At 68.8% G+C, this 19,823-nt stretch carries 13 protein-coding genes and 5 pseudogenes; 15 read left to right on the top strand and 3 right to left on the bottom strand.

Annotated elements, in window-relative coordinates:
• Positions 1-47 precede the first annotated feature (47 nt).
• The 14 genes and pseudogenes from bamA to FRZ33_RS08620 form a co-directional block, all read left to right on the top strand.
• A pseudogene (gene bamA, locus FRZ33_RS08685) lies at positions 48-2,024 on the top strand (outer membrane protein assembly factor BamA); the annotation flags it as partial.
• A complete protein-coding gene (locus tag FRZ33_RS16905) occupies positions 2,021-2,545 on the top strand; it encodes a BamA/TamA family outer membrane protein (RefSeq protein WP_265468765.1) in 525 nt (174 codons plus the stop codon). The pseudogene bamA and the gene FRZ33_RS16905, both read left to right, overlap by 4 nt.
• A 10-nt stretch (positions 2,546-2,555) precedes the next feature.
• Complete coding sequence (gene lpxD, locus FRZ33_RS08675; protein ID WP_146909091.1) at positions 2,556-3,578, top strand: UDP-3-O-(3-hydroxymyristoyl)glucosamine N-acyltransferase; 1,023 nt, start codon at positions 2,556-2,558, stop codon at positions 3,576-3,578.
• Positions 3,579-3,595: 17 nt separating this feature from the next.
• A complete protein-coding gene (fabZ, locus tag FRZ33_RS08670) occupies positions 3,596-4,060 on the top strand; it encodes a 3-hydroxyacyl-ACP dehydratase FabZ (RefSeq protein ID WP_146909089.1) in 465 nt (154 codons plus the stop codon).
• Between the two features lie 2 nt (positions 4,061-4,062).
• On the top strand, positions 4,063-4,836 hold the full coding sequence (gene lpxA, locus FRZ33_RS08665; RefSeq protein ID WP_146909087.1) for an acyl-ACP--UDP-N-acetylglucosamine O-acyltransferase: 774 nt from the start codon (positions 4,063-4,065) through the stop codon (positions 4,834-4,836).
• 16 nt (positions 4,837-4,852) lie between these two features.
• Positions 4,853-6,052 carry a lipid-A-disaccharide synthase gene (gene lpxB / locus FRZ33_RS08660; RefSeq protein ID WP_146909085.1) on the top strand — a complete coding sequence of 400 codons (1,200 nt, stop codon included), beginning with the start codon at positions 4,853-4,855 and terminating at the stop codon, positions 6,050-6,052.
• Positions 6,049-6,636 (top strand): ribonuclease HII, encoded by a 588-nt coding sequence (gene rnhB, locus FRZ33_RS08655; RefSeq protein ID WP_146909083.1) that lies wholly within the window; start codon positions 6,049-6,051, stop codon positions 6,634-6,636. The genes lpxB and rnhB overlap by 4 nt, the downstream gene beginning before the upstream one ends.
• A 130-nt stretch (positions 6,637-6,766) precedes the next feature.
• Entirely contained in the window at positions 6,767-7,396 is a 630-nt protein-coding gene (locus FRZ33_RS08650) for a YkvA family protein (RefSeq protein WP_146909082.1), read from the top strand.
• A 162-nt stretch (positions 7,397-7,558) separates the two neighbouring features.
• Entirely contained in the window at positions 7,559-8,293 is a 735-nt protein-coding gene (locus FRZ33_RS08645; protein ID WP_146909080.1) for a YkvA family protein, read from the top strand.
• The gene (dnaE, locus tag FRZ33_RS08640) at positions 8,290-11,808 is read left to right on the top strand and encodes a DNA polymerase III subunit alpha (RefSeq protein ID WP_146909078.1); all 3,519 of its coding nucleotides are present in this window, start codon (positions 8,290-8,292) and stop codon (positions 11,806-11,808) included. Before FRZ33_RS08645 ends, dnaE begins: the two co-directional genes overlap by 4 nt.
• 593 nt (positions 11,809-12,401) lie before the next feature.
• Positions 12,402-13,360 (top strand): annotated as a pseudogene (locus FRZ33_RS08635) (acetyl-CoA carboxylase carboxyltransferase subunit alpha).
• 82 nt (positions 13,361-13,442) lie between these two features.
• Positions 13,443-14,724 (top strand): annotated as a pseudogene (gene tilS, locus FRZ33_RS08630) (tRNA lysidine(34) synthetase TilS).
• Between the two features lie 32 nt (positions 14,725-14,756).
• A pseudogene (locus FRZ33_RS08625) lies at positions 14,757-15,013 on the top strand (exodeoxyribonuclease VII small subunit).
• Positions 15,003-15,881, top strand: a complete 879-nt coding sequence (locus tag FRZ33_RS08620) for a farnesyl diphosphate synthase (RefSeq protein WP_146909074.1) — start codon at positions 15,003-15,005, stop codon at positions 15,879-15,881. Before FRZ33_RS08625 ends, FRZ33_RS08620 begins: the two are co-directional and overlap by 11 nt.
• A gap of 20 nt (positions 15,882-15,901) precedes the next feature.
• Here FRZ33_RS08620 and FRZ33_RS08615 read toward each other — a convergent pair whose 3' ends face one another.
• Together FRZ33_RS08615 and pmbA are read right to left on the bottom strand one after the other, a co-directional pair.
• Positions 15,902-16,249, bottom strand: coding sequence for a DUF4870 domain-containing protein (locus FRZ33_RS08615; protein ID WP_265468563.1), 348 nt, complete (start codon positions 16,247-16,249; stop codon positions 15,902-15,904).
• 88 nt (positions 16,250-16,337) lie between these two features.
• A complete protein-coding gene (pmbA, locus tag FRZ33_RS08610) occupies positions 16,338-17,696 on the bottom strand; it encodes a metalloprotease PmbA (protein ID WP_146909072.1) in 1,359 nt (452 codons plus the stop codon).
• Between the two features lie 35 nt (positions 17,697-17,731).
• Here pmbA and yjgA point away from each other — a divergent pair, with 35 nt between their 5' ends.
• On the top strand, positions 17,732-18,358 hold the full coding sequence (gene yjgA / locus FRZ33_RS08605) for a ribosome biogenesis factor YjgA (protein ID WP_146909071.1): 627 nt from the start codon (positions 17,732-17,734) through the stop codon (positions 18,356-18,358).
• Between the two features lie 2 nt (positions 18,359-18,360).
• Here the strand turns inward: yjgA and tldD are convergent.
• Positions 18,361-19,803 (bottom strand): annotated as a pseudogene (gene tldD, locus FRZ33_RS08600) (metalloprotease TldD).
• Positions 19,804-19,823: the final 20 nt, after the last annotated feature.

Below are 19,823 nucleotides of genomic sequence, written 5' to 3'. Positions count from 1 at the left end.
CCACCCTCTTCGCGGGCGCCCCGGCGTCCGTCACCAACGGATTGATGATGACGCGACCCACTGTTCGCCGCTGCCTCCTGAGCCTCGCCCTCGCCGCCGCCTTCGCCGGCCCGACGCAGGCCCAGAACTACGACGCCTTCACCGTCGCCGACATCCGGGTCGAAGGCCTGCAGCGCATCTCCGCGGGCACCGTCTTCACCTACCTGCCGGTCGAGAAGGGCGACACGCTGGACCGCAACCGTTCGTCCGAGGCCATCCGCGCACTGTTCCGCACCGGTTTCTTCAGCGACGTGAGCTTTGCGCGCCAGGGCGACATCCTGGTGGTGACGGTGGAGGAACGCCCGGCCATCAACACCATCATCATCAGCGGCAACAAGGACATCGAGACCGAGGACCTGATGAACGGCCTCAAGGGCGTCGGCCTGTCCGAGGGAGAGACCTTCAACCCGCTCAACCTGGACCGCGTCACCCAGGAGCTGATCCGCCAGTACAACAACCGCGGCAAGTACAACGTCGCGATCACGCCCACCGTGAACACGCTCGACCGCAACCGCGTCGACATCAGCATCCTGATCGCCGAGGGCAAGGCGTCGCGCATCCGCGACATCAACCTGGTCGGCAACAATACCTATCCCGAGCACGACATCCGCCAGGGCTGGGAGTCGAACACCAGCAACTGGCTGTCCTGGTACCGCCGTGACGACCAGTACTCGCGTGAAAAACTCTCCGGCGACCTCGAGAAGCTGACCAACTACTACCTCGACCGCGGCTACGTCGACTTCAACGTCGAGTCCACCCAGGTGGCGATCAGCCCGGACAAGCGCGACATCTTCGTGACCGCGAACGTGGCCGAAGGCGAGGTCTACACCGTCGCGGAGGTCAAGGTCACCGGCGACACGGTGCTGCCGGTCGAGGATATCGAGAAGCTGGTGCTGGTCAGGGAGGGCGCGACCTTCTCCCGCCGCCTGCTCGAACTGACGTCGGATTCCATCATCGCCACCCTGGGCAACATCGGCTACGCCTTCGCCCAGGTGAACCCGGTGCCGGACATCGACCGCGAGAACCGCACGGTCGGCCTGAACTTCTTCGTCGACCCGGGCCCGCGCGTGCAGGTCCGCCGCATCACCTTCAAGGGCAACACCAGCACCGCCGACGAGGTGATGCGCCGCGAGATGCGCCAGTTCGAGGGCGCCTGGTTCTCGCAGGCCGCGATCGACCGGTCCAAGATCCGGCTGCAGCGCCTGGGGTACTTCGACAGCGTGGAAGTCGAGACCCCGGAAGTGGCGGGGCAGCCCGACCAGGTCGACGTCGTCATCAATGTCGTCGAACGCAACTCGGGCCAGTTCACCTTCGGCCTCGGCTACCAGCAGAGCTACGGCCTGATCACCAGCGTCCAGCTGAGCCAGAGCAATTTCCTCGGCACCGGCAACATGTTCAACCTGGCGGTGCAGAACAACAGTTATTCCCGCCAGTTCGCGTTCGGCATGACCGACCCGTACTGGACCGACAACGGCGTCAGCCTGGGCTTCAACCTCAACTACACCGACTTCGATTATTCGGACCAGGACGCCAACCTGGCGCAGTACGACAACGAGGTCGCATCCGCCGACTTCGTGCTCGGCATCCCGCTCACCGAGACCGACAGCATCAGCATGGCGCTGGGCATCAACCGGAACCAGATCACCACCGACGACGTCAACACACCGCCGCCGCTGGTCGACTACCTGGTGGACGCGCTCGGCGACCGCGCGCGCTATCCGCAGTTCCACATCGACAACGACAACGATGCGGATACCCCGGCCGATGACGACGACGGCATCCCGGGCACCGATCCGCTGGTGAATGGCCCGTACCGCACCTGGACCATCAACGCCTGGAGCCTGCAGACCGGATGGCAGCGCGACTCGCGCAACGACTTCCTGATGCCCACGCGCGGCCTGTACCACCGCATCAACGCCGAAATCATCCTGCCGGGCAGCGACCTCGAGTACTACCGCGTCAACTACAACTTCGAACATTACTGGCTGCTGCGCCGTGGCTGGGCCTGAAGTCGGCGGCCGAGCTGGGTTACGGCGACGCCTATGGCGTCACCGCCGACCAGACCTGCCGCGTCTACAACGAATTCGGCTCGCAGGTGCCGGGCGAATTCACCAGCTGCGGCCTGCCCTTCTTCCGCAACTATTACGTCGGCGGCCCGTCGTCGGTGCGCGGCTTCGAAGCCAACTCGATCGGCCCCTTCTACCAATACTCCGACGGCTACCGCCAGCCGATCGGCGGCTCGTTCAAGACCGTCGGCACCTTCGAGCTGTACTTCCCGACGCTGTTCGACAACAGGGGCACGCGCCTGTCGGCCTTCTTCGACTACGGCAACGTCTACACCTCGCCGGACAACTGGGAAGCCAAGACCCTGCGCCTGTCCGCCGGCGTGGCGCTGCAGTGGCAGTCGCCGATGGGCCCGATCTCGATCAGTTGGGCGGCGCCGCTGCAGTACGAGCGCCACGACGAGATCGAGCGCCTGCAGTTCACCTTCGGCGGCTCGTTCTAAGGCCGCCGGCTTGGCCGCGCCGGACCAGGACTACACACTGGCCGAACTGGCCGAGCGGTTCGGCCTGGACCTGCGCGGCGACGGCAAGACCCGCGTTTGCGGCGTCGGCACCCTGGCCGGCGCCGGCCCGGACCAGCTGGCCTTCCTCGCCAATCCGCGTTACCGCAAGGAACTCGCCGGCACCCGTGCCGGCGCGGTGGTGCTGTCGGCCGACGATGCGCCGCACTCGCCGGCGCCTTGTCTGGTGGCGAAGTCGCCTTACGTCACCTTCGCGAAGATCTCGGAGCTGTTCGAGGCCGCGCCCGCCACCGAACCCGGCATCCATCCGAGCGCGGTGGTCGCGGCAGACGCCGTGGTGGATCCGGATGCGCATGTCGGTCCCTTTGTTTCCATTGGCGCCCGCAGCCGGGTCGCGGCAGGCGCTGTGGTCGGGCCGGGTTGTGTCATCGGGGATGATTGCGAGATTGGCGCGGAATGCGTCCTGGTGGCGCGCGTGACCCTGGTGACGCGTGTACGGCTTGGAGCTCGCGTGCGGGTGCATCCCGGCGCGGTGCTGGGCGCCGATGGCTTTGGGTTGGCGATGGACGCCGGGCACTGGATCAAGGTCCCGCAACAGGGCGGCGTGGTGGTCGGCGACGACTGCGAGATCGGCGCCAACACCACCATCGACCGTGGCGCGATCGAGGACACGGTGCTGGAAGAAGACGTGCGCCTGGACAACCAGATCCAGATCGGACACAACGTCCGCATCGGCGCCCATACGGCAGTGGCTGGATGCGTGGCCGTGGCCGGTTCGGCCCGGATCGGCCGCTACTGCCTGATCGGCGGGGCCGCGGGCATCAGCGGCCACCTGGAGATCTGCGACCGGGTCACCATCACCGCCATGAGCCTGGTGACCCAGTCCATCACCGAGCCGGGTGAATATTCCTCGGGCATGGCGGTGCAGGACAGCCGCTCCTGGCGCCGCAATGCGGCCCGATTCCGGCAATTGGACCAGCTGGCGCGTAGAATGGGCGCCCTGACCAAGGATTGAAGCCGAAGGACCAAAGGATGAGCGAAGACGCCATCAAGCTGCCCGTGGATGTCTCCTGCATCCTGCACCTGCTCCCGCACCGCTACCCGTTCCTGCTGGTGGACCGGGTGATCGAGCTGGAGCCGCACCAGCGCATCCGCGCCCTCAAGAACGTCACCTACAACGAGCCGTTCTTCCAGGGCCACTTCCCGGGCCGCCCGGTGATGCCCGGCGTGCTGGTGATCGAAGCCATGGCCCAGGCCGGTGGCCTGCTGACCCAGCTGTCGGCCGACAAGGACAACCACAAGGAAGGCCAGCTGTTCTACCTGGTGAAGGTGGACAACGCCCGCTTCAACCGCATGGTGGTGCCGGGTGACCAGCTCGACATCGAGGTCAAGGTCAAACGCCTGATCCGCAACATGGCGCTGTACGAGTGCGCGGCGCGCGTCGACGACAAGGTGGTGGCCAGCGCCGAGATCCTCTGCGCCGAAGGCAAGGGCTGAGCATGATCCACCCGAGTGCGCAGGTCGATCCCGGTGCGACGCTGGGCACCAACGTCAGCATAGGCGCCTATGCCGTTATCGGCCCCGACGTCGTGATCGGCGACGGGACCCGGATCGAAGCGCACTGCGTGGTCACCGGCCCGACCCGGATCGGCCGCGACAACCACATCCACGCCCATGCCGCGATCGGCGGCGACCCGCAGGACAAGAAGTTCGCCGGAGAACGCACCGAACTGGTGATCGGCGACCGCAATTCGATCCGCGAGTTCACCACCATAAACCGCGGCACCGGCACCGGCGGCGGCGCCACCCGCATCGGCGACGACAACTGGATCCTGGCCTATGCGCACATCGCCCACGACTGCCAGGTCGGCAACCACTGCGTGTTCTCCAACAACGCCACCCTGGCCGGCCATGTCGAGGTCGGCGACTACGTGATCCTCAGCGGCTTCGCCGGCGTGCACCAGTTCTGCCGGATCGGTGCCCACGCCTTCATCGGCATGGGCGCGCTGGTCAACGGCGATGTGCCGCCCTACCTGATGGTCGCGGCCGAGGGTTACGGCCGCCCGCGTGGCATCAACGCCGAGGGCCTCAAGCGCCGCGGCTTCGAGCCGGCGCGCATCGCCCAGATCAAGCGCGCCTATCGCGCCCTGTACATGTCGGGGGCGCCGATGACGGCCGCCCGCGAGCAGCTCGCGGCCGTCGCCGCCGAATCCGAGGACGTGCGGCTGATGCTCGAGTTCATCGAGCGCAGCGAGCGCGGCCTGCTGCGCTGACGGGACGGGCCCACCCGTGCCCGGCCCCTACCTGCCCCCGATCCCCGGCCTGGCGCCGGCCGAGCCACGCCGCCGCCGCATAGCCGTCGTCGCTGGTGAAGCTTCAGGTGACCTGCTTGGGTCTGGCCTGGTGCGCGAACTGCGCCTGCGTTATCCCGAAGCCGAGTTCGCGGGCGTTGGCGGCGAGCACCTGCGCGCAGCGGGAGTGGACACCTGGCACGACTGTTCCGAACTGGCGGTGATGGGCCTTGCCGAAGTGCTGCGGCACCTGCCGCGGCTGTTGCGCCTGCGCGCATCACTGCGGCGCCGGCTGCTGGCATGGGAACCCGATGTCTTCATCGGCATCGACGCGCCCGACTTCAACCTGGGACTGGAGCGCAAGCTCAAACAGGCCGGCATCCGCACCGTGCATTACGTCAGCCCCTCGGTGTGGGCCTGGCGCGAGGGCCGTGCGGCCAAGATCGGCCGCAGCGCCGACATGGTGCTGTGCCTGTTTCCGATGGAACCGCCAATCTACCAGCGCCACGGCATCGATGCGCGCTTCGTCGGCCATCCGCTGGCCGATGCCTTCCCGCTGGAACCCGATCGCGACGCGGCACGCGTGCAACTCGGCCTGCCGGTGGACAAGCCGGTGCTGGCCCTGCTGCCGGGCAGCCGCCTGGGCGAGATCGAGCGGCTGTTCCCCACCTTCGCCGAAGCCGCGCGCCGGGTCACGGCGCAGGTGCCCGGCATCTCGGTGGCGATCCCGGCCGCCAACCCCGCCTGCCGCGATCTGGTCGAAACCCTGCTGCACCAGTCCGCGCTTGCCAATGCCGTGGTGCTCGACGGCCAGGCCCATGCCGCGATGGTGGCGTCGGACGTCGTGCTGCTCGCCTCCGGCACGGCCGCGCTGGAAGCCATGCTGGCCAAGCGCCCGATGGTGGTCGGCTACCGGATATCCGCATTCACCTACCGCATCGTCATGGCCCTCGGCCTGATGAAGGTGAACCGCTACAGCCTGCCCAACGTGCTGGCCAACGAACCGATCGTGCCCGAACTGATGCAGCACGACTGCACACCGGAAAACCTGGCCGAAGCCGTGATGCACTGGTTCCGCCTGCCCGACGCACGCGCGACGCTGCTGCCGCGCTACCTCGCCATCCACGAACGCCTGCGCCGGAACGCCTCATCCAGCGCCGCCGACGCGGTGGCCGAACTGTTGCTGCGGCCGGCATGACACCGCTGCGCATCGCCGGCGTGGACGAAGCCGGGCGCGGCCCGCTGGCCGGGCCGGTCGCGGTGGCCGCTGTCATCCTCGACCCGTCGCGCCCGATCGCCGGCCTGGGGGATTCCAAAGCGCTCAGCGAGGCCAGGCGCGAGGCACTGGAACCCGTGATCCGCGAACGCGCCCTGGCCTGGCACATCGAGCTGGTGAGCGCGGCCGAGATCGATCGCCTCAACATCCTGCGCGCCACACTCGCCGGCATGTCCCGCGCCGTGCACGCGCTGGACCCCGCCGCGCAGCACGCCCTGATCGACGGCAACCGCCTGCCGCCCGGCCTGCCCTGCCCCGCCGAAGCGCTGGTGAAGGGCGACGCGCGCGAACCGGCGATCATGGCCGCGTCCATCCTGGCCAAGGTCGCGCGTGACCGCTGGATGCGCGAACTCGACGCCCTGCACCCGGGTTACGGCTTCGCCGTGCACAAGGGTTACCCGACCCCTGCGCACCTGGAAAACCTGCGCCGCCTGGGACCCTGCGACCAGCACCGGCGCAGTTTCGCGCCCGTGCGCGCCTGCCTGGAACTGGCGTTTCCCGGCTGAACGCCGGGGCATTTGACAGCGGGTTTTCGCAGGCGTAGACCAAACATTGCATCCCGGCAGATGCGGCTGCGGTCCCCTCCAGCCGACCAGTCGCCCGCAGTCCCCCCACCGGCCGGCAGCGAGAACTGCCATGCGCCACAACACTCCCCTACCGGCGGATTCCGCCCTGCCCCTGCACGCCGCGCGCATCGACCCACGATCCACGATGCCCAGCCCCGTGCAGCTTGATGGCACCGCCATCGCCAACTTCAACGCGCTGCTGCACGAACTGCACCCCGACGCGCCGCACGTGGACGCGCTTGCCGTGTCCAGCGTCGCGCGCTGGCTGATCGAGCTGCCGCAGGCACACGCCGAATCCCTGCTCCAGGCCCGCCTGGGCCGTCTCCACGAGCTCAAGACCATGGCGTCCGACCGCGACTGGGCGATCGAACCCGCGCTGGCCAAGCGCATCTACCGCCTGCTCGACTACGTGGACCAGGCCCGCGACCTTATCCCCGACGACCAGCCACTGGTGGGCCGCCTGGACGATGCGATCCTGGTGGAACTGGCCTGGCCGATGGTCGCCGAGGAACTGGAGGACTACCGCGATTTCTGCCGCTTCCGCGACGAATCCGGCGCCTCTTTCGGTGGCCACCCCAGCCGAGAGGACTGGCTGGCGACACGGCTCGAGGAAGGCGCTTTGTGGGAACAGCTGCATCGCGTTCGCCACCAGCACTATGTCGACTACGGGCCGCTGGAAGGTGGGCTGCGCGTGGTGTGAAAACGACGAGAAAGCTGTCGGAAAACTGAATTAGCCCGAAGGTCACGCCAACTTCCGGGCTTCGACGCGGACGCTGCAACGCTTCAAGCTGGCCGCGCATCCCAAGGATGTGCGCAGGTTCCGGAATGTTTCCGCAACCCACGACGCCAGCCGAGAGACGCCATGAACGCCCGCCTGAAAGACGACCACCTCGCACTGCGCCTGCCGCCCGAATCCACCGATTCCCGCCGTCGCCAGGTCGGCTTGATCGCGCTGGGCGAAAACGCGGTACAGAACTTCAACGCACTGCTTTCCCAGCTCGACCCGAACGCCCCGCGCGTCACCGCCGACCAGCTGGTCACCCTGGCCCGCTGGCTGCAGGAACAGCCGCGCGAACAGGCCGTCGCCCTGCTGTCCGAACGCCTGGCCCGCGCCGAACAACTGCGCCGCATGCTCAACGACAGCGACTGGGACGTCGGCGCGGACACCCGCGAACGCGCCCGCATGCTGATCAGCTACCTGCAGGAAGTGAACGACCTGATCCCGGACGACCTGCCGCTGGTCGGCCACCTGGACGACGCACTACTGGTGGAACTGTCCTGGGCGGCGTTCGCCAACGACACCTGGACTATGGCGACTACTGCCGGTTCCGCGCCGTCGAACGGCCGCGCGGCAGCCCGTACGAGCGTCGCCTGGCCTGGGAAACCGCCTGCCTGGCCGACGTCGCGCTGCGCCAGCAGCGTCGCCAGGTGCGCAACCGCCAATACGTCGTCGCGCCGGTGCTGCCGGACCGGTTCCGCGTCGGCTGAAGTCTCTCCAACGGGGCGGGCGGCAGGGCTTGGCAACAGGGACTGTCAAGCCTTGTCCGCCCCCACCCTCGGGGTAAACTGCCGGTCGGCCACGCGGTCCCCGGCATGACGCCAAGCTTCGTCCACCTGCACCTGCACAGCGAGTATTCGCTCACCGACTCCACCATCCGCATCCCGGAGCTGGTGGGGCGCTGCGCCGCGCTGGGCCTGCCCGCGGTGGCGATCACCGACACCAGCAACCTGTTCGCACTGGTGAAGTTCTACAAGGCCGCCGAACCGGCCGGGCTCAAACCCATCGCCGGTGCCGACCTGTGGCTGTCGGAAGGCGGCGGCCCGCCCAGCCGGTTGACCCTGCTGTGCCAGGACCGCAGCGGCTACCTGGCGCTGTCGCGGCTGATCTCGCGCGCGTTCCTGGAAGGCCATGCCGGCGACTACGTGGCGATCGAGCCGGAATGGCTGTTCGCCGACAATGCCGGCCTGATCGCCATCGCCGGGCGCGAGAGCGCGCTTGGGCCGCTGCTGTCGGCGGGACGCGTGGAGCAGGTCGAACGCACGCTGGCCGAATGGCGGGCTGCGTTCCCGGACCGGCTGTATCTGGAATTGACCCGGACCGGCCGCGAGGGCGAGGAAGCTTTCAACACCGCCGCAATCGCTTTGGCAACGCACCACGAGCTGCCGCTGCTGGCCAGCAACGACGTGCGTTTCCTCTCGCGCGACGATTTCGAGGCGCACGAGGCGCGCGTCTGCATCGCCACCGGCCGCGTGCTGGACGATCCCAAGCGCCCGCGCGACTACTCGCCCGAGCAGTACCTGAAGTCGCCCGAGGAAATGGCGGAACTGTTCGCCGACCTGCCCGAAGCGCTGGAAAACACCGTCGAGCTGGCCAAACGCTGCAACCTCGAGTTGAGCCTGGGCAAGTACTACCTGCCGGATTTCCCGGTGCCCGAGGGCCATACGCTGGACAGCTGGATCGCCGAAGAGGCGCATCGCGGCCTGGTGGACCGGCTGGCGAAATTCGAGCTTGCGCCCGGGTTCGACCACGCCGCCTACCGCGCCCGGCTCGAAACCGAGCTGGACGTGATCACGAAGATGGGCTTCCCCGGCTACTTCCTGATCGTCGCGGACTTCATCAACTGGTCCAAGCGCAACGACATCCCGGTCGGCCCGGGCCGCGGTTCCGGCGCCGGCTCGCTGGTGGCCTGGGCGCTGGGCATCACCGACCTGGACCCGATCCGCTACGACCTGCTGTTCGAGCGCTTCCTGAACCCGGAACGCGTGTCGATGCCCGACTTCGACATCGACTTCTGCATGGACCGCCGCGACGAGGTGATCGACTACGTCGGCCGCAAGTACGGCCGCGACAAGGTCAGCCAGATCATCACCTACGGCACCATGGCGGCGAAGGCGGCGATCCGCGACTGCGGCCGCGTGCTGGGCCATCCCTACGGTTTCGTGGATTCGGTCGCCAAGCTCATTCCGCTCACGCTCGGCGTGACGCTGGAGGATGCGCTGGGCCTGAGCGAGGCCGCGCGCAAGAACGCCGACCTGGCCTCGTCCGAGCTGATCCAGCGCTACCGCGACGAGGACGACGTGCGCGACCTGGTGGACCTGGCGCGCAGCCTGGAAGACCTGACCCGCAACGCCGGCAAACACGCCGGCGGCGTGGTGATCGCACCGACCCCGCTGACCGACTTCAGCCCGCTGTTCGCCGAACACGTGGCCAAGGGCGAAACCGCCAAGTCGGTGGTGACGCAGTTCGACAAGGACGACGTGGAAGCCGTCGGCCTGGTGAAGTTCGACTTCCTGGGCCTGCGCACGCTGACGATCATCGACTGGACGGTCAAGGCGATCAACGCGCGGCGCAAACGCGCCGGCGTGCCCGACCTCGAGATCCTCGCGCTGCCGCTGGACGACCCGGATACCTACGCGCTGCTGTCGAAAGGACAGACCACCGCGGTGTTCCAGTTCGAATCGCGCGGCATGAAGGAGTACATCAAGAAGCTGCAGCCCTCGACCTTCGAGGACCTGATCGCACTCGCCGCGCTGTACCGCCCGGGCCCGCTCGGCGCGGGCATGGTGGACGACTTCATCGACCGCCGCCACGGCCGCGCCGAGGTCAGCTATCCGCACAAGCTGCTCGAGCCGATCCTCAAGCCCACCTACGGCGTGATCGTGTACCAGGAACAGGTGATGCAGATCGCCCAGGTCCTGGCCGGCTATTCGCTGGGCGGCGCCGACCTGCTGCGCCGCGCGATGGGCAAGAAGAAGCCCGAGGAGATGGCCAAGGAGCGCGTCAAGTTCGAGGCCGGCGCGGAAAAACAGGACATCAAGGCCGACGTCGCCAGCCCGATCTTCGACCTGATGGAGAAGTTCGCCGACTACGGCTTCAACAAGTCGCACTCGGCCGCCTACGCGCTGGTCGCCTACCAGACCGCCTGGCTGAAGGCGCACCACCCGGCCGAATTCATGGCCGCGACGATGTCGTCCGACATGGACAACACCGACAAGGTGGTGACCTTCCTGGACGAGTCGCGCGAGATCGGCCTGAAGGTGCTGCCGCCGGACGTCAACGCCTCCGACTACATGTTCGTCGCGCTCGACCCGAAGACCGTGCGTTATGGCCTGGGCGCGGTGAAGGGCGTCGGCCGCGGCGCCTGCGAATCGATCGTCGAAGCCCGCCGCAGCGGCGGCGAATTCCGCGACCTGCTCGATTTCTGCCAGCGCGTGGACATGGGCAAGCTAAACCGACGCGTGCTCGAGGCGCTGGTGCACGCGGGCGCGCTGGATGCGCTCGGCGCCAACCGCGCCTCGCTGATGCTGCAGCTGCCCGAGGTGATCAAGGCCACCGAACAGCTGGCGCGCGAACGTGCCGCCGGGCAGGTGTCGCTGTTCGGCGGTGGCGGCGACGCGCCGGCGATCCACATCGAGCTGCCGGAAGCGCCCGACTGGCCGCTGGAAACCAAGCTGCTGGGCGAACGCGAGACCCTGGGCCACTACCTCAGCGGCCACCCGCTCGATCCCTGGCGCGGCGAGTTGCAGTCCCTGGTCGGCGCCACGCTCGCCGATCTCGACAATCTGTGGAGTTCGAAGAAGGACCGGCGCGGTGAAGCCGCGGTCGTGCTTGCGGGCATCGTCTCCGCGGTGCGCCGGCGTGGCGACTCGATGGCCTTCGCCCGCATCGAGGACGGCCGCGGCCAGCTCGAGGTCGCTTTCTTCCGCGAAGCCTTCGCCGAATCGGGCCACCTGCTCTCGCGCGACCGGATCCTGCTGGTCGAGGGCAACCTGGCCGAGGACCAGTTCAGCGGCGGCTTCGTGCTGCGTGCGCGCCAGTGCTGGGATTTCCGTGCGCTCTGCGCCCAGCACGCGCGCCGCCTGGCGCTGACGGTAGATCTGCGCGCCCACGGCACCTGGGACCGCCTGCAGCAGACCCTGGCCGCTTTCCGCCCCGGCGCCACGCCCCTGCGCCTGGACTTGCTGACCCCGGCCAAGGCCCGCGGCACGGTGGACATCAACGGCAGCCAGGGCGTACGCACCGACCCCGAGCTGATCAGCCAGCTGCGCGCGCTGCCCGGCATCAGCCAGGTCAGCCTCACCCTGCACCGGCCTTGGTCCCAGGGCGGCTGACGCCGTTAGTGCCCGGTCTTCCCGGAGCCGGGATCGTCCTCGGCGATAGGCCGCCGCACGAGGAAACTTTCCCGGACACGCCGTGAATCCATCCATGGAGGCTCTTCAGCGACGTCCATGTCGCTGAAGGTCCGGAAAGTTCCCTCGCACGACGTCCTGTGGTCGATCAGGGCCGGACTTTCGGACTCGAAGAGCCTCGCGAGCCCGTCGCTTCGCCGCTCACTGAGCGTGGTTCCAAGCTCGTTGGTGGACTGAATGCTTGCCAGAAGCCAAGGCAATCGAGCTCTTCCCCGAAACGGCACCCCGGCCCGGGTGGTCCGCAGGCCGTCGTGCGTGAGGTCTTTTTCGGGGCTTCGAAAACATGGACGTTTTCGAAGAGCCTCCATGGATGGATTCACGGCGTCCCCGGAAAAAGACCTCACGTACGGCGGCCTATCGCCCAAGACGATCCCGGCGCCGGGCAAACCAGGCCTACCAGGCCCCAAAAGCCCGGCCGCCTACAGAAATGGCCGCAAGCCCTATAGAATCGCCGGCCTAGACCCTTTGCTCTAGACCGCCGGCCCCAGGCTGTCGCGTCTGAACCGAGTACCCGCATGAACCCGAACTTCCTCGATTTCGAACAACCCATCGCCGAACTGGACGCCAAGATCCAGGAACTGCGCCGGGCCAGCACCGGCCCCGCGGTCAATATCGAAACCGAGGTCAATGGCCTGCAGGAGAAACTGCGCGCCCGCACCGCCGAAATCTTCAAGGCCCTGACCCCCTGGCAGATCTCGCAACTGGCCCGGCACCCGCAGCGGCCCTACACCAACGACTACTGGGCCTGATGTTCGACGAGTTCCACGAGCTGGCCGGCGACCGCGCCTTCGCCGACGACGCCGCCATCGTCGGCGGCCTGGCCCGCCTGGACGGCCGCGCCGTGATGGTGATCGGCCAGCAGAAGGGCCGCGACACCAAGGCCAAGATCAAGCGCAACTTCGGCATGCCGCGCCCCGAGGGCTACCGCAAGGCGCTGCGCCTGATGAAGATGGCCGAACGGTTCCAGCTGCCGCTGCTGACCTTCATCGACACCCCGGGTGCCTACCCGGGCGTCGGCGCCGAGGAGCGCGGCCAGTCCGAGGCCATCGCCCGCAACCTGCTGGAAATGGCCGAACTGAAGGTGCCGATCATCTGCACCGTGATCGGCGAAGGCGGCTCCGGCGGCGCGCTCGCCATCGGCGTCGGCGACCGCACCCTGATGCTCGAATACAGCACCTATTCGGTGATCTCGCCGGAAGGCTGTGCCTCGATCCTGTGGAAGTCGGCCGAAAAGGCCCGCGACGCCGCCGAGGCCCTGGGCCTGACCGCCAAGCGCCTGCTCGAGCACAAGCTGATCGACCAGATCGTGCCCGAACCGCTGGGCGGCGCGCACCGCGACCCGGCGGCGATGGCCGCAACGCTCAAGCAGACCATACAGGCCGAGCTGGCGACGCTGGACAAGATGCCCACCCCTGACCTGCTCGAGCAGCGCTACCGCCGCCTGCGCAGCTACGGAGCCTACGAGGCCGCCTGATCGGCCGCGAAGTACACCCGGCCTGGTTCCCGATATCCAGAAAACGCGACGGCCATGGCGCCTTCGCGGCAGCGGAGGCGCCATGGTTCTGAATCTGCCGACGGCTCCCGGCACCGGTCCGGTCGCGATCGCGCTCAGCGGCGGCCTGGATTCGACCGTGCTGCTGCATCTGCTGGCCGCGGACGCGGCGATCCGCAGCCGCGGCCTGCGCGCGCTGCACGTCGACCACGGTCTGCATCCGGATTCCGCGCAGTGGGCGCTGGACTGTGCCGCCGCCTGTGCGGCGCTGGGCGTGGCGTTCGAATCGCGGCGGGTCGTGGTGCAGGCCACCGGCGAGGGACTGGAAGCCGCGGCCCGTGCCGCGCGGCACCAGGCGTTGCTCGACTGGCAGCACGACGGCGAGCTGATCGCACTGGCGCACCACCGGGACGACCAGGCCGAAACCGTGCTGCTGCGCCTGCTGCGCGGCTCCGGCGACGGCCTTTCGGCAATGCGGGCGCAACGTGCCTTCGGGCGCGGCTGGCTCTGGCGGCCGCTGCTGGCCGTGCCGCGTGCCGATCTGCTTGCCTACGCGCAGGCGCACGGCCTGCGCTGGCTCGAGGACCCGTCCAACGCCAGCGAACGCCACGACCGCAACTTCCTGCGCCACCAGGTGCTGCCACTGCTCTCGGAACGCTGGCCGCAGGCCGCGGGCGCGCTGGCACGCAGCGCCGGCCTGCTGGCCACGCAGGCCGACCTGCTGGCCGGCGAAGACCAGCGCCGCCTGGCGGACGTCCAGGGCTTGGACCCCGCCAGTCTGCAGCTGCCGGCGCTGATGCGGCAGCCGCCGGCCTGGCGCGACCGCCTGCTGCGTGCCTGGGTCGGATCCCCTGGGCCTGCCCCCGCTGCCCGGCGACGCGCTGCAGGCGATCGCCGACGACGTGCTGGCCGCAGACGAGGACCGCGTGGCCGAGTTCCGCTGGTCCGGCGCCGTGATCCGCCGCTGGCGCGACCTGCTGCACGCGGAAACCGCACGGGCACCGCTGCCGCCCGACTGGTCCGCCGCGTGGGATGGGCTGGCACCGCTGCCGCTGCCCGGCGGCGGCCAGTTGGCGCTGGAACCGGCCATGCGCTGGGACGTGCCGCTCGAGGCCCGTGCACGCGCCGGCGGCGAACGCATCCGCCAACCGGGGCGCGATCACAGCCACGAACTCAAGCACGTGCTGCAGGACCTTGGCGTACCGCCCTGGGAACGCGGGCGCCTGCCGCTGCTGTTCGGCACCGACGGCGAGCTGCTGGCCGCGGGCGACCTGGTCGTGTCGGCGCACCTGCAGTCCTGGCTGGACACGCACCAGGCGCGCCTGCGGCTGACGTCCGCCGATTGACCGCCGCCGCCCGGCCCGCGCAAACTTCGGCCATGGCCGCCAAGACCCCGCACCGCCGCCGTCACCCGTCGCCCAGTTCGAAACCTCGCTCGACGAACTCGAGCTGCTGGTCCAGAAAATGGAAAAGGGCGACCTCTCACTGGACGATTCGCTGGCCGCCTACGAACGCGGCGTCGGCCTCTACCGCCAGTGCCAGTCGGCGCTGGAACAGGCCGAGCTGCGTGTGCGCCAGCTCAGCGACCCGGCGGATCCCGACAGCGCCCAGCCCTTCCAGCCCGATGCTTCCTGAGCCGCGCCTGGCGCGCTGGCTGCAGCGCGTCGAGGCCTGCCTCGAATCCGCATTGCCCGCTGCCGACCAGTCGCCGCAAGCGCTGCACCAGGCGATGCGCCACGCCGTTCTAGCCGGCGGAAAACGACTGCGGCCGATGCTGGCCTACGCCACCGGCGAAGCCCTGGGCGCCGAAGAATCCCTGCTCGATGCGCCGGCCACCGCGGTCGAACTGGTGCATGCGTTTTCGCTGGTGCACGACGACCTGCCGGCGATGGACGACGACGCACTGCGCCGCGGCCGCCCGACCGTGCACGTCGCCTTCGACGAAGCCACCGCGATCCTGGCCGGCGATGCCCTGCAGACCCTGGCCTTCAGCGTGCTGGCCGAATCACCTGCCGCCGCCACGCTGCGCGTGGCCTGGCTGCAGACCCTGGCCGAAGCCACCGGCACCCGCGGCATGTGCGGCGGCCAGGCCCTGGACATGGCCGCCACCGGCGCGCAGCTGGCGCTGGCCGAGCTCGAACGCCTGCATGCGCTCAAGACCGGCGCGCTGATCCGCGCCGCGGTCAGGATGGGTGCGCTGGCCGGCGATGCCGATGCGGAAACGCTGGCGCGGCTCGACGACTACGCCTCGGCCCTGGGCCTGGCGTTCCAGATCCGCGACGACATCCTCGATGTCGAAGGCGACAGCGCGCAGTTGGGCAAGACCGCGGGCAAGGACCAGTCGCAGGCCAAGTCCACCTATCCGGCCCTGCTGGGCATGGCGCGTTCGAAGGCGCTGCTGGTCGAACTATCGGACAAAACAAAAGCGGCCCTGGGGCCGCTTGGTGAGCGCGCCGGTGTCCTGCACCGGCTCGCCGAGTTCGCGGTCGCGCGGGTCAGCTGACCCGCGCGCCGGCGCGCCGCTTATTTGATCAGGCGCAGGGTGAAGGGGTAACGGTAGCTGTTGCCCTCATTGGCCTTGATGCCGGCCATGATCGTCAGCACCAGCCAGCCCAGGCCAACCACCAGCAGCAGCAGGAAGCCGATCAGGATCAGCGTCAACAGGCCGCTGACCACGGCGGCGATGAAAACGGTGATGTTGAAGTTCAGCGCCTCTTTGCCCTGGTCGTCCACGAACGGCATGGTGTCTTTCTTGACCAGCCACACGATCAGCGGGCCGATCAGGTTGCCCAGCGGGATGATCAGTCCGGCCAGCGACGAAAGGTGCGCGAGCATGCCCCAGGTCTTCTGTTCCTGCGTCATTTCGTTCATCGAATTCCCCTGCAGTGGTCGGCGCCCGCGGCGCCGTTAGCCGCCCTAATTTCCGGCCTCGTGAAGACGCTGTCAAGGCAAGCGCGGATCAGGCCTCGCCGGCGACCATCAACCTGCCGATCAGCACCGACCCGATGCCCACGTGCGAACGCCGGTCGATGTCGGCGCCCACGGCCTCGATCGCCTGGAACATGTCCTGCAGGCGACCGGCGATGGTCAGCTCATCGACCGCATGCACGATCTCGCCGTTCTCGACCCAGAATCCGCTGGCGCCGCGCGAATAATCGCCGGTGACGGTGTTGGCGCCCTGCCCCATCAGCTCGGTCACCAGCAGGCCGGTACCCATGCCGCGGCGCATCTCGTCCAGGCCGGCGGCATTGGCCTGGACCTCGAGGTTGTACACGCCGCCGGCATTGCCGGTGCTTTCCAGCCCGAGCTTGCGAGCCGAATAACTGCCCAGCAGGTAACGCTGCAGCACGCCGTCGCGCACCAGGTCGGAATCCACCGTCGCCACGCCTTCTGCATCGAAGGCGGACGAGCGCAGGCCACGCGGGATGTGCGGCCGTTCCAACACGCTGAACCAAGGCGGCAGGATGCGCTTGCCGGCATGGTCGAGCAGGAAGCTCGCGCGCCGGTACAGCGCGCCGCCGGAAACCGCTCCCAGCAGGTGGCCGACCAGGCTGCGCGCCATTTCCGGCGCGAACAGCACCGGGTAGTCGCCCGTCCTGATCGGCCGCGGCTCCAGCCGCGCGACTGTTCGCTCGGCGGCGCGCCGGCCGACCGCCGCCGGCGCTTCCAGGTCGTCGGGCGACAGGCCGCTGGTGTACCAGTACTCGCGCTGCATGCCGTCGCCTCGACCGGCGATCAGCGACACGCTGAGCGAATGATTGGTGCCGCGCTCGGCGCCGAGGAACCCATGGCTGTTGGCGTACACCGACACGCTGTCGCCGGTGTAGGCCGAGGCACCGTCGGAATTGGCGATGCGGGTGTCGGCGGCCAGGCCGGCGGCCTCGGCCTCCTGGGCCAGCGCGATCGCCCGGTCGGCGTCCAGGTTCCAGGGATGCCAGGCGTCGAATTCGCGCGGGTCGCTGGCCATGCGGTGGGCATCGGCCAGGCCGGCGGCCGGATCGGCCTCGGTGTAGCGGGCGATGGCGCAGGCCTGGTCGACCGTGGACTCCAGGCTGCCCGGCTGCAGGTCGGCCGTGCTGGCGCTACCCTTGCGCTGGCCGAAGTAGACGGTCAAGGCGACGCCGCGGTCCCGGGTGCGCTCGACGGTTTCGACCTCGCCCATGCGCAGGTTCACCGACAGGCCGCGGTCCTCGTTCAGGGCCACCTCGGCCTGGCTGGCGCCCCGGGCCGCGCACAGGCGCAGCACCTCCCGGGCCAGGCCGGAAAGGCGGTCCATGCGCTCCCGGGAATCATCGGAAGCTGGGGTCAGGGCGTGCATGGGCGTATCCTTTCGCTCCGGAACGGTGGTGGACGATGCATAACAGCGATCAATTCGAAGAAGAAGAGGACTTCGGCCCGAGCCGCAGCGAACAGCGGCGCGAAGCCCTGGCCGTGCTGGACCTGGCCCTGCAGCTGGTGGCGCAGTCCGATGCCCGCATCGCCCAGATCCCGATGGACGAGGACCTGCGCAACCTGGTGCTGGCGTCCAAGAAGGTCACCGCCCAGATCGCCCGCAAGCGGCAGGTGCACTACCTGGCCAAGATCATGCGCCGGGAGGACGACGAAGCCCTGCAGGCGATCCGCGCCGCGCTCGACCACGACAAGGTCGAGGGCCGGCGCGAGGCCCAGGCCCTGCACCAGGTCGAATACTGGCGCGACCGGCTGATCGCCGACGGCGACGGCGCGCTGTCGGAACTGCTGGCCCTGCATCCGCACGCCGACCGCCAGCACCTGCGCCAGCTGGCGCGCAACGCGCACCAGGAAAAGCTGAAGAACAAGCCGCCGCACGCCTACCGCGAACTGTTCCGCGAGCTGCGCGACCTGCTGGCCGAGGCGCCGGTGCCGGACGAAGCCGACGACCTCGAGATCGAGGTCGACGCCATCGACGAATCCGACTACATCGCGCCGGACGACTTCGACTTCGATACCGGCCGCGGCTGAACTCACGCGCGGGTGCCGCCGATCGTCATCGCGTCGATCTTCAGGCTGGGCTGGCCCACCCCACCGGCACGCTCTGGCCGTCCTTGCCGCATACGCCGACACCGGCGTCGAGCTGCAGGTCGCGCCCGACCATGGACACGCGGGTCATCGCTTCCGGGCCGTTGCCGATCAGGGTCGCGCCCTTCACTGGCCGCGTGATCTTCCCGTCCTCGATCAGGTAGGCCTCGGTCGCCGAGAACACGAACTTGCCGCTGGTGATGTCCACCTGGCCGCCGCCGAAGTTGGGCGCGTACAGGCCCTTCTTCACCGAGGCGATGATCTCGGCCGGGTCGTAGTTGCCGGCCAGCATGTAGGTGTTGGTCATGCGCGGCATCGGCAGGTGCGCGAAGGATTCGCGGCGGCCGTTGCCGGTGGGCGCCACGCCCATCAGGCGCGCGTTCAAGGTGTCCTGGAGGTAGCCGCGCAGGATGCCGTCCTCGATCAGCGTGGTGCACTGGGTCGGCGTGCCCTCGTCGTCGATGTTGAGCGAACCACGGCGCGCGGCCAGCGTGCCGTCATCAACGATGGTGACGCCCGGCGCCGCCACGCGTTCGCCGATTCGGCCGGCATAGACCGACGTGCCCTTGCGATTGAAGTCGCCCTCCAGGCCGTGGCCGACGGCTTCATGCAGCAGCACGCCCGGCCAGCCGGGGCCGAGCACCACCGGCAGCGTGCCGGCCGGTGCGTCCACCGCGTCCAGGTTCACCAGCGCCTGCCGCAGCGCCTCGCGCGCGACCTCGCGCGGCTTGCCGCCGGAAAAAAAGTTCTTCGTAGGAAGAACGCCCGCCAGCGCCGGCATAACCCTGCTCGCGGCGGCCGTCCTGTTCGACGATCACCTGCACGTTGAAGCGCACCAGCGGTCGCACGTCCGAGGCCAGCACGCCGTCGCTGCGTGCCACCAGCACCGTATCCACGCCGCCGGAAAGGCTGACGATGACCTGGCGCACGCGCGGGTCCTGGTCGCGCAGCCAGTGGTCCACCGCGCGCAGTGCGGCGATCTTGCCGTCGGCGTCCATGCCGTCGATCGGGTCGACCGGCGCGTAAAGCGCACGGCCCGGCACGATGACACGTTGGCCGCCGCCGGCGGAGTGGCCGCTGCGGCTGATTGCCCGAGCGGCGGAAGCCGATTCCAGCAGCGCATCGGCGCGGATGTCGTCGGAATAGGCGAAGCCGGTCTTCTCGCCACTGACCGCACGCACGCCCACGCCCTGCTCGATCGCGTGCGAACCGTCCTTGACGATGCCGTCCTCCAGGCTCCAGCTTTCGCGCCGGCTGTGCTGGAAATACAGGTCGCCGAAATCCACGCCCGGGCCCATCAGCCGGCCGAAAGTGGCGTCCAGGCCATCCAGGCCCAGGCCGCCAGGGGTGAGCAGGCGCGACTGGGCGAGTTGCAGGGTGTCGGTCATGCGCGGAAGGAACTCGGAAA

The sequence above is a fragment of the Arenimonas daejeonensis genome (genome assembly GCF_007993735.1).
Classification (GTDB): Bacteria; Pseudomonadota; Gammaproteobacteria; order Xanthomonadales; family Xanthomonadaceae; genus Arenimonas; species Arenimonas daejeonensis.
This window is presented reverse-complemented; position numbering and strand designations above follow the sequence as displayed.

Excerpts from the sequence above, each read along its gene's own strand:
- fabZ (WP_146909089.1), top strand. The coding sequence starts at position 3,596 with ATGAGCGAAGACGCCATCAAGCTGCCCGTGGATGTCTCCTGCATCCTG.
- lpxA (WP_146909087.1), top strand. The coding sequence starts at position 4,063 with ATGATCCACCCGAGTGCGCAGGTCGATCCCGGTGCGACGCTGGGCACC.
- rnhB (WP_146909083.1), top strand. The coding sequence starts at position 6,049 with ATGACACCGCTGCGCATCGCCGGCGTGGACGAAGCCGGGCGCGGCCCG.
- FRZ33_RS08650 (WP_146909082.1), top strand. The coding sequence starts at position 6,767 with ATGCGCCACAACACTCCCCTACCGGCGGATTCCGCCCTGCCCCTGCAC.
- FRZ33_RS08645 (WP_146909080.1), top strand. The coding sequence starts at position 7,559 with ATGAACGCCCGCCTGAAAGACGACCACCTCGCACTGCGCCTGCCGCCC.
- dnaE (WP_146909078.1), top strand. The coding sequence starts at position 8,290 with ATGACGCCAAGCTTCGTCCACCTGCACCTGCACAGCGAGTATTCGCTC.
- FRZ33_RS08620 (WP_146909074.1), top strand. The coding sequence starts at position 15,003 with ATGCTTCCTGAGCCGCGCCTGGCGCGCTGGCTGCAGCGCGTCGAGGCC.
- FRZ33_RS08615 (WP_265468563.1), bottom strand. The coding sequence starts at position 16,249 with ATGAACGAAATGACGCAGGAACAGAAGACCTGGGGCATGCTCGCGCAC.
- pmbA (WP_146909072.1), bottom strand. The coding sequence starts at position 17,696 with ATGCACGCCCTGACCCCAGCTTCCGATGATTCCCGGGAGCGCATGGAC.
- yjgA (WP_146909071.1), top strand. The coding sequence starts at position 17,732 with ATGCATAACAGCGATCAATTCGAAGAAGAAGAGGACTTCGGCCCGAGC.